Source organism: Candidatus Fukatsuia symbiotica, from assembly GCF_003122425.1.
GTDB lineage: Bacteria > Pseudomonadota > Gammaproteobacteria > Enterobacterales > Enterobacteriaceae > Fukatsuia > Fukatsuia symbiotica.
Window position 1 is genome coordinate 1,867,033 of the sequence record NZ_CP021659.1, and the last position, 9,516, is coordinate 1,876,548.

At 44.3% G+C, this 9,516-nt stretch carries 5 protein-coding genes; 3 read left to right on the forward strand and 2 right to left on the reverse strand.

What is annotated here, in order from left to right; all coding sequences use genetic code 11:
• Nucleotides 1-360 precede the first annotated feature (360 nt).
• Together CCS41_RS08955 and CCS41_RS08960 are read right to left on the reverse strand one after the other, a co-directional pair.
• The gene (locus CCS41_RS08955; protein ID WP_205411411.1) at nt 361-1,485 is read right to left on the reverse strand and encodes a hypothetical protein; all 1,125 of its coding nucleotides are present in this window, start codon (nt 1,483-1,485) and stop codon (nt 361-363) included.
• Nucleotides 1,416-7,805, reverse strand: coding sequence for a TcdA/TcdB catalytic glycosyltransferase domain-containing protein (locus tag CCS41_RS08960; RefSeq protein ID WP_119797498.1), 6,390 nt, complete (start codon nt 7,803-7,805; stop codon nt 1,416-1,418). Before CCS41_RS08960 ends, CCS41_RS08955 begins: the two co-directional genes overlap by 70 nt.
• A gap of 275 nt (nt 7,806-8,080) precedes the next feature.
• Here CCS41_RS08960 and CCS41_RS08965 point away from each other — a divergent pair, with 275 nt between their 5' ends.
• The 3 genes from CCS41_RS08965 to CCS41_RS08975 all read left to right on the forward strand — a co-directional run bounded on the left by CCS41_RS08965 (nt 8,081) and on the right by CCS41_RS08975 (nt 9,434).
• On the forward strand, nt 8,081-8,443 hold the full coding sequence (locus CCS41_RS08965) for a hypothetical protein (RefSeq protein WP_119797499.1): 363 nt from the start codon (nt 8,081-8,083) through the stop codon (nt 8,441-8,443).
• 356 nt (nt 8,444-8,799) lie between these two features.
• The gene (locus CCS41_RS08970) at nt 8,800-9,042 is read left to right on the forward strand and encodes an AbrB/MazE/SpoVT family DNA-binding domain-containing protein (protein ID WP_119797500.1); all 243 of its coding nucleotides are present in this window, start codon (nt 8,800-8,802) and stop codon (nt 9,040-9,042) included.
• The gene (locus CCS41_RS08975) at nt 9,039-9,434 is read left to right on the forward strand and encodes a PIN domain-containing protein (protein ID WP_119797501.1); all 396 of its coding nucleotides are present in this window, start codon (nt 9,039-9,041) and stop codon (nt 9,432-9,434) included. Before CCS41_RS08970 ends, CCS41_RS08975 begins: the two co-directional genes overlap by 4 nt.
• Nucleotides 9,435-9,516 lie beyond the last annotated feature (82 nt).

The window sequence follows — 9,516 nt, forward strand, 5'->3', positions numbered from 1 at the left end:
CTAATAAAAAGAATTTATAAAAAATGACTTAGAAAAAAATAAATGATGAATTAAAAAGGTTCTATCACATCAAGCTGTGGCGGGCTTAGCCCGATTGACCATCAAAAAGGTTTGGGGATTTTATATTGATGAGAAAGTGATTTCAGTGATAAAAGCTGAGTGCTGTCAAATTGCAGCTTCACGCTTAATGGGAAATAGAATATTCCAAGATCCCGCCGCTCTACTCCTATTTTATGCAAAAAACAACGCTAACCAGAGTAATACCGACGGCGCTCGTGAATTATAATTGAGTTATATTCCAAGGTTGTTGCTATTTTTCAATTCCCAGCGACATGTAGTCGCTGGGTATGTAGTTTATTATCAATCAGGCAGCGGGATCACAGCATATTCATGCGGTTTCACTAGTCCGTTATCACCATGACTGGCACTCTCGATATAATAAGCCGCCAGCTCACTGGCGGTAATAGGGCGGGCGGCAAAGGTGAGTTGTAATCGGTGATGAGCGCTATTTTTCTGTGGATCAAAAACATCATTGATGATTAAGGTGTTATCCGCAAAAAACACCATAAGGTGTGCCCCCTTACGTGTGACAGAAACACCTTGCCGAGGGACTTGAGTATGACAGTGTACTGACCCAGAGCCACCATGAGTTATTTCTATCACTGGATAATTAAACGACACGATATCAAAGGTAAACGGTTTATCCGCCCTTTGCTGCCCATTGGTTGTTATCCACAAACGGGGTAGGGCATCAATATTGAGATAAAAAGGCGTTTCGGTTTGATTAGCATTTAAAATAAGTAGTTCACCCAGCCGCTGGTAGATGCATTGTTGGTTATCAATAAAATCATGATCATCTGGAGAAAATATTTGCAGCAAAAATCCGTGTCGCTTGGCGCTAAAATAAGCGCATTGTTCATCTTCACTGAAACCAAGGTATTGCGCATCGCCCTCATCAGTGGGGAGAATAAACAAACCGTCAGTTTGCGGGTGATACCAACCGGATCGGTCATCTCGTAGTGGAATAGCGATAATTTCTGGGCAGTGATATTTTGCGCAAAGACCACTCAATGTACGCGCCATTTTACCCCTATTCAGTCTGTGGGGGCGATGTGGAAAAGTATAGCAGGCGTCACTAAAAGCCCGGGTTATTCCCAGCAATTTGGTGACAAATTCATGCTGTTTTTTAATCACCTCAAGCATGATCCCAGCTTGTGTGATCACCCTGAGGTGTCCACTGTCTGTTAAAGATACGCCAGTGAAACTATCACTGTCAGCGAGTGTATCCGCAGGCAGGGGTTGTAAAGCCGGTATTTCAATGCTGTCCCGCAAGCGATTGCCGTTAAAAAGCGTTACCTTGGCGTCGACAGGAATTGTCGGTAAATAACCTATTTCCAGGCTGTCATGGCTATGCTTCACCAACCAGGCCCCTGCTGATCTGCCATCCCCAAGCACTGCCACTGTGAGTACGAGTTTGCCTGACAAATCAGCAATTTTTCGCCAATGCTGTCATACCAGGTCGATAACCTGTTATTTTCATCATCGTTATCATCCACACTACGGCGACAGTTCAGCAAATCGGTGATAACCAGGATCGGTGCTATCTGAATGGCTTTTTTTTGTCTGCTCTCAACTGAAAAGGGCCTTCCCTGCTTTTCTTTCAGTTCGCGAATAGAGGTTGTTAACGACGCTAACCCTCCCTGATCATTCTCTATACAGGTTTTACCTAGACTTTGTAGTGTGAGTTGTTCATCGATGGTGAGATGATAAGCATGGCCATTTTTCATACTGATAGCAATGCCCTGATGAGCAGCGCTACTGCCCACGACTTCGCGGTCTATCAAACCAAAATCAGCTAATTGGATTTCCCTCGCCGCTGAATAGCCTTGTTGTAAATAGAGTTTGTAGAACTGCTGGTGATTATCCGGTTCGGTCACACTCCAAAAATAATGATGATTATTCGGGTTGTCTCCTTTTACCGCCGCCGTTAGGGTGGTTAAATAGCGAGTATCATTGAGAACAGAGGGATCAATTTTTGCTGATATATTTCCGCTCACCCCTCCCAGGCTATCAAGTGGTGGCCATATCAATCGGTTACCGATCAATACCGTGGCGTCGCTTTGCCGGATGCCCATCTTGACAATATCGGCATGTGTCGGCATTAATGAAGAAAATTTGGCGCCAGCAGAAGAAACAGAGGTGGTTTTATTCATAAAGTGATAAAGGGCATCCAGGTTACTGCTGTTGATTAAATCGGTCACGACCCCAGTGGGAAGATCACGGATTTCCAACAGGGTCAGATGTCCTTCAGAAGAGGACGTATCAATCATGTAGAGAAAATGGATCTGTTTGCGAGCACCCTCCACAACGTAGCTATAGCGTTGCTGAAATAAAATACCCTTGGCAAAAACCTGCGTCTGGATAATATCTGATGTGGCTGCGTTGGCGCGCCTTTCCTTATTGACCGTAATCGGCAGATGCACGGCTGGCAGATACAGGTAGCGTAACTTTTTGGTTCTGATGTCTGACATCCAAAAGATTTTTTCATAGGTGGTGGGTTCAATGTTACCTTGGGCCTGCTGCAAGGCCAGCGTCAAATCGCCACGATACCAGGCACAGTGCGAGTTATGGAAAATCAGTTCAACATTGCTGCGTGTACTGCTGTTATTAAAGGGAGTATCGTCGTGGTTGGCGGTATAGAACAAAGTGGCTTGCTTTAAATGATAAAAGCAGCCGTCAATCTTTTCGGTGCCACCTCTACTATCACGGTGAATATAATTGTCGATCTGAATCTGGTTAATGGCGTGGTTATTACGCAGTTTTTGCACTCGCAGATAGTTTTGTACTGCGAGTTTCACCGCCTGGTCGTCGCTAATGTCAGTGGTTTGGTGAGTGTTATTCAGATCAGAAAAATTAACATGATAAAAAATACTCTGTTGTTGGTCTAGTTCCACCGTACCCTGTGGCATGCGTACGGTAAGTTTAGTTTTCGCGCTATCTTTAAGGGTGATAGTGCTGATAAGTTGCTGGCTATGTTCACTGCTCGTGGTCGGCAGACGGCGAATAAATTTCACCACGCTGGCCTGAGTTGATACAGGGGCAGGATAAAATATCTGCTCAACCCCCTTGAGGTGGCGGGCTTCTATTATCCAGTTCACCTGATCATTAACGCAATCAATAATTATCGGAGCCTGCTGGTTATTTAACACCAACACCACCGTTGCCGCACCTTGTTCAGGGGCGAGCAGGGTATAGTGCAGGTGTTTACTGTATACCGGCTGATTAATCAGTGGGTTTACTGGCGATGTTTCGTCTACGCCTGGCGCAATCAGATGATAGTGATGGTTACCCAATACAATGTCTACATTGGTAAAGAAATAATACAATTCAAGTGCCGTGGGTACAGAAAAATAAGGCAGACCAGAAACAGGATCAGAGGCAATACTAAACGGAAATGCGGAATTTTGGCGAAAGAAAAAGTGCATTGCCTGAAATTCTCTGTGTATAGGCGCCGCATTAAAACCTAGGGTGGACTTTGGGGTAATCTTTGCCCGCGGTTGTGTGGGTAAGATCAGTGTCGTTATGCCAGTTGCGTTATCCGGTGGCGTGGCGGTGGTGTTAACCGTACGCCCCACCTCACGTAACGGATATAAATCGATATAGTTTTGGCTGGTGCCATCGACGGCATCTTTCTTTTTTATGCTCTGGCCCATTGTATCGAACACCACAGAAATAGCGTGAATATTGCGTAGATCAACTTGTGTGACCACCACCCCTTCACAGGGCTGTAGTATTCCTCGTGCTAGAGTAAAGCCGCCCTGTTCCCATCCGGCTCGCATGGCATTAAAATAACCGCCGATCACCTTTGCCTTATCTAGATTTTTCATCGCCTTTAAAATTGCAGCCTGGGAAAAATAGCCTGCCACTGCCAAGGCGATCCCAACGATAAATAGCCCAATGATCAGCAAGGTCGCGCCCAGCAAGCTAGCAATAACACCACCGACAAATAATGACAGCCCCGCCACCGAGAAAGTTAGCTGAGTTCTCGACAGGTGACGCTGTACCTGGTTTTCGGCTTTACTTAATTCAATGGCGTTGAAAGCCACATCCGCAATACTCAATACCAGGCCAACTGGCAGGGCGATTAATTGAAAAAGGCGGAAAAAATCGCCGATTCTCACACTTCTGAATACGGCCTGCAGCAAAGTCGTTGTATCGCCGGTGACATTGAAGGTGACTTGCGTCATGGCAAGGTAAGTGTGTACCTGTAACGTTTTGGCTAACAGTGTATTACCCGGCACGGTAATGCCATTGTGTAGCCAATGCTGTATCGCCATAATGGCAAACACTGCATTGGCACCGATGCTAGCGATTTCTGTTTTACCGGGATAAAGGCGCCCATTGAAAAGAGGGTAATCTTCCGTCAGTGTTTCATGTTGTTGCTGCAAAAAACGCTGCATTTCGGCAAATTGGTCGTTGTCAGTACTCAGCCATTTTTCTTGTATGCCATCATCGTGCAGATAAGGTACGACGTACTTTTTGGTTTTTTTGTCGTATTTCATTGCCAATAATAAGGGTGCCCACTTATCGGCTGGCAAGTTGTTTTCTGCCAGCAACTCACCGTTTGCACTGACCAGCGCGTCACAGAGTACGATGGGTAATGTGAAATAATTTCGAATCAAGGTGTCAGCATAGTGCTCTTGCGCTTTGTAGAGATAGCGTTCATGAGTGTATTTTTTTGCCAATTCGTTCTGGCTGACGGTAGTTTGTTCTGATCGATTGGTCAGTGCAGAGTGATAATAAAGTGGCGTGTCATCTCTACCCTTGTTTAAGTAGACCAGGTTGGCCTCAATTTTATCAATGACCCCGTTGAGTTTGTTCAGACGCTCTGCAGGACCATCCATACGTTTTATGCTTAGCTTGATGGTCGGGCTCAGATATTGCTCAATTTTGCTTAAATAAATACCTTCAATCGGTGCTGTTCCACGCATATCGCGCTCAATAATGCCAGCACTCATCGGATTACTCAAATCAAGGCAAAAGAGATCAAAATCATCATGTAAATAGCGTTCTTTCAGGCGCATAAACGCCGTTTGTGGAGAATCAAACAGTCTTTCCATCTCCGATTTTAACGCTTGTGTCCCACCTAACAGATCGATTTCAGTCAACCAATTTCTGTAATCATTATGATGTTCAGTCAGCCGTAAAATTTGCTGAAAAGCCGTCATATCATGCTCAGTACCGTTGACGATAATCCCGTGATTTACCTGGCTTTCGGTCATCCCCGCTATCAATGCCATGCTATCGGCTGCCATGAAGAGGGTACCTCTTTGCATGTTTTTTATAACGCTCTTAGCGGTTTTTCTATCCAGGTATCCATTGAGCTTGACAACCTGCTCCGTGGGAAGATCAATGACGTAATCTACGCCAAAACGGCCATCGTAAGAAGTACGCAGTATACTACTGCGCATATTGTTTCCCGCTACCAAAGTGATGCGTTTACTGATTATCCCACCCTCATTTTTTTGGATAAAAATGATTTTTCTATTACTCTCTTTGACTAACGCCCAATCAATGAGCCAGTGATGTTGAGGCGCTTGCGGGTTTACTGGTAATCCGGTCCATTTACGTCCCAATACATCGACAGAAACCACTTTTTCACGTGTGCTGATACTATTTACCGTTATTTTTTTATTGGAAAAAGCCTGATAAAACTTTTCTATAAACGGCTCGCCTGCTTTTTCTACAACATTTGTGCTACCGGGGATCGGTTCAGTGATGTAACAAGCGACTATCGATACGCGTTCTATGATGGGGAACAGCCCTTGTGCATCCCTTCGTAACAAACGCTGGTTGACAAGCAGTTGAACGATTTGTTCGCCGCCGAGGGTTTTCATAAAAGTACCATGCGCTATCAAAATGATGCGGGTTCTATTTTTAAACGCAAAGTTTGGCGCAATATTAATTTCAACTAACCGCCCAGTTCTTGGTTGGTAAAGGTAGTGCGCCGTGCGAAGACTATTTTTATTGTATAAAAAGCGCGCCATTTGATTAACACCTTCATCATCCTGCAACTGTATAATGTATTGGCTGTCGTATTGGCTGCTCTGTGGAAACACATTGTAGAAAAATTTTATCCTCGACTCCCGCGAACGTGACAAATAAGCCTCTTCTGTGGGGAAAAAAGCTTGAGTGTAAGGCTGCAAAATTTTGTGTGGTGATAGTTGTTGACGCCTGTCAGGTAGTACCACACCCGCTTGCTCTAGTAATGCGGCGTAGGCATGTTGGTAAGCCGCAATACCGACAATCTGACGACTGCTTGAAATACCACCGGTGATCATGCCTTCAGAACGATAAGAAAGTAACCATTTATCATTGAGTTGCAAACGCTTAGCTTGCAAAACTGTTCTAATTTCTTCGTTTGTAGTGCGCGGGATTGGCCGCTCAGGATTGAGTCCATCAATATTTTCCCCAATAATCACCTGGTGTATCTGCGCTAATCTGTTTAAAACTCGGTTGATAAATGGGCTGTTTTTTATCGCGATAATCGCTTTGTTATTGCCATTGGCGTAGCTACAAGCAAAATAGGGGTCTACCTTTAGTTCACCCAGTGGCATAAAAAGATCCTGATGCTGATCTAATGCCTGATTTACAATATGCTGGATAGGTTGTTTTACCCGATCATCCATCTCTTGGAGCTGATCAAGATAGCCCCCACGGCCGATGCGATTAATCATTTCTGCGCGACCGGGCATTTGTCCACGATGAACCAGTTCATCTAATACTATTTGCATCACGGCTTCTTGATTGTGCCGATCGATTTTAATCCGTGGAGAAAATAGCATTTCATTCAAACGAGGTAATATATCGGTATTGAGATAGATACCACCATGCTGCTGTAGTATGAGTAAACGACTAATATCAGTCGCAACCAGTAAATTGCCTCTTAACGCCAGTTCCTTAATATAGAGCGAATAGTTTGTCTGATCCTTCATCTGGTAGAAGTCGACAAGTTTGATATGACTAGCATAGGGTGTCGCTTTTCGCAGCTCCTTGACGCTAAGTTGAAAATTATCAGCAAGCGTTTGGCCCATTTTTTCCAATTCACCGGGTTTTGCTAAGCCATTTTCTTCCAAAAATAGGATTGCCGCTTGATCAAAACAAAATTTGCTACCAATCTGATTGGGATCATCTTGTGACATTGTGTGAACAATACTTTTATACGCTTTGTTTTGCCAATCAGTCAGCTGAGTTTGAAAAGCCCCATCGCTGATGTGTCTTGCTGTAGAAGCATGTTTAACGGCGGCTTCTTGTATACGCCCGCATAGTTCACCTGCTAGCAGAGTGGCCGAATCCATCCAGATATTTATTCTATAGTTTCGTGCATTTTGCTGCGCCCAAAGTTTGATATAGTCTCGCTGGATAGCGTCAAGCTGGATCAAGGACATGAAGTGTATTTCTTTGGGTACTGGCAGAGATAGGGTGGCGATACGTTGTTTAATCGCTTTAAACAGCCTACTTTGGTGAAAAGGATAATAATCACATTTATCAAGCCAGTAGAGTATGCGGGTTAAGGATTTCATTTCGGATTGGCGGCTAAGCAGTTGAGCTCTGAGTTTATGCCTCATCATCGGCGTATTCGTAGGACTCCCTAGTATTTCTTGTTCCTGCAAGGCAAGTGCCTTACTGTCCTCGACATAGGCTCTCAGGGCTGCAACCGATTCCTCTTCACTCTGTTTTGTTAACAGAATGAGATTTTGTGTGAAAAAAGTGTCAATTATTTCTGCCAGTTCTGAATAAGTCACGTTATTTACCTTCCATGGTTGTTTTTTATAGGGATATTTATCACATCATCACATGACTATGTCAATCAATACTGAGCACAAATAACTCAGCCACACATAATGGAAATTAAGTGAATCACGGACTACACTCGAATTGGGTCTGAATATTTGTGTCCATCGATAATGGAAGGGTTTACGTAAAAAAACGTTATTTCGTATTGGATTGTTTAGCTAGCAGGGCAGATCGATCCCTGTTAGGGATAAGTGATGATGTCTTAATTCGTAGGAGATAGGATATGAATAGTGTGATGGCCGTGCCTGTTCTGAATACTAACAATGTTCAGATTGTTTCTGAGAAGATCGCCGTTGTGCGAAAAAATGCCGTTACTTCTGAAAAGATCGAGATCCTTGGCTCAGCATCGCATGAGCTCCCTCTATCGTTGGCACTGTCTTACCCTAGGCCGCCTACTCCGTCACCTGACCAACTGGACAAGGCGGGTGGATTTTACAATGGTATCGCCCAATTAGCAGAGTCAATGTCATTATTTTCACCTAATCGTCATTCTGTGCTGTCTGCTGCGAAACCTGTCAAATTCATTCCTGTTGTCCCTTTTGGGGTACTGACCGGGTTAGCTGTGATAACTGCCAGATTTTTCTAAGAACCTGTTCGAAATCTTTTGTGCTCGCCGTGTTTTGGTCAAGTCATTCGTCAAAAACGTACTCAAAATGCTCATTGATTCTATGTATAAACTGCGCTTTTTCGCGCAGTTTTTCCTCGTCTGAGCGTCACTCAAGAAGATTTGGAACAGGTTCTAAACAGGTGATTTTTCGTAAAGGCATTGATCCCTCCGGTTTAAGGTAACGACGATATCACCGTTTACCTTCTTTCCCAAGAGTGCTCTGGCACCCTGAATTCGCAGCACTCGCAAGGGTCTTGCAACAAATCTAATGAATCAATTGACGCAATCACATAAATCCCTTACCTTGTAGTAAGGAATAATATTGGAGAATAGACATGGCTACAGCAACGTTGACGTCAAAAGGACAGATCACTATTCCTATCCAGATAAGGACGTCACTGGGAATTACTGTGGGTGATCGCATTGAGTTTATAGCGGAAGAAAGTGGAAAAGTGACTATTATGGCAGCGACGCATTCCGTCAAAGATTTGAAAGGACTGGTTCATCGACCAGATAGGCCAGTGAGCATCGAAGATATGGATCGTGCCATCGGAATCAACGCCTCGGCGGCACGATGATTGGCTTGGATACTAATGTATTGGTACGTTATGTAACGCAAGATGATCCCATACAGTCACCGAAGGCAACTGAGTTAATTGAATCGCTTTCAGCTGAGAAGCCGGGGTTCATCACGATGGTGTCAGTCGTTGAACTTGTATGGGTACTGCGAAGTTGCTACCACTTAGAAAAAGAAAAAATTGTGCATGTTCTCAAAATACTGTTGCGAACGAGAGAATTAATACTGGAGCGTGCCGAAATCGTTTGGCAAGCGCTGCGTCTATTTTCCCGTTCGAAAGCAGATTTTGCCGACTGTTTAATTGAGCGATGCGCTCATGCCGCTGAGTGCGAATATACGCTTACCTTCGACAGTAAAGCGGCAGAAACCGTTGGAATGTGTCAAATTCTTTAATCGGCTTCTTGAAAAATGCAAAACCGTTGTTCGTCATGTGAAGTCAAGGCGCACGGCACACATCAACCGGTGATGCGTAGTC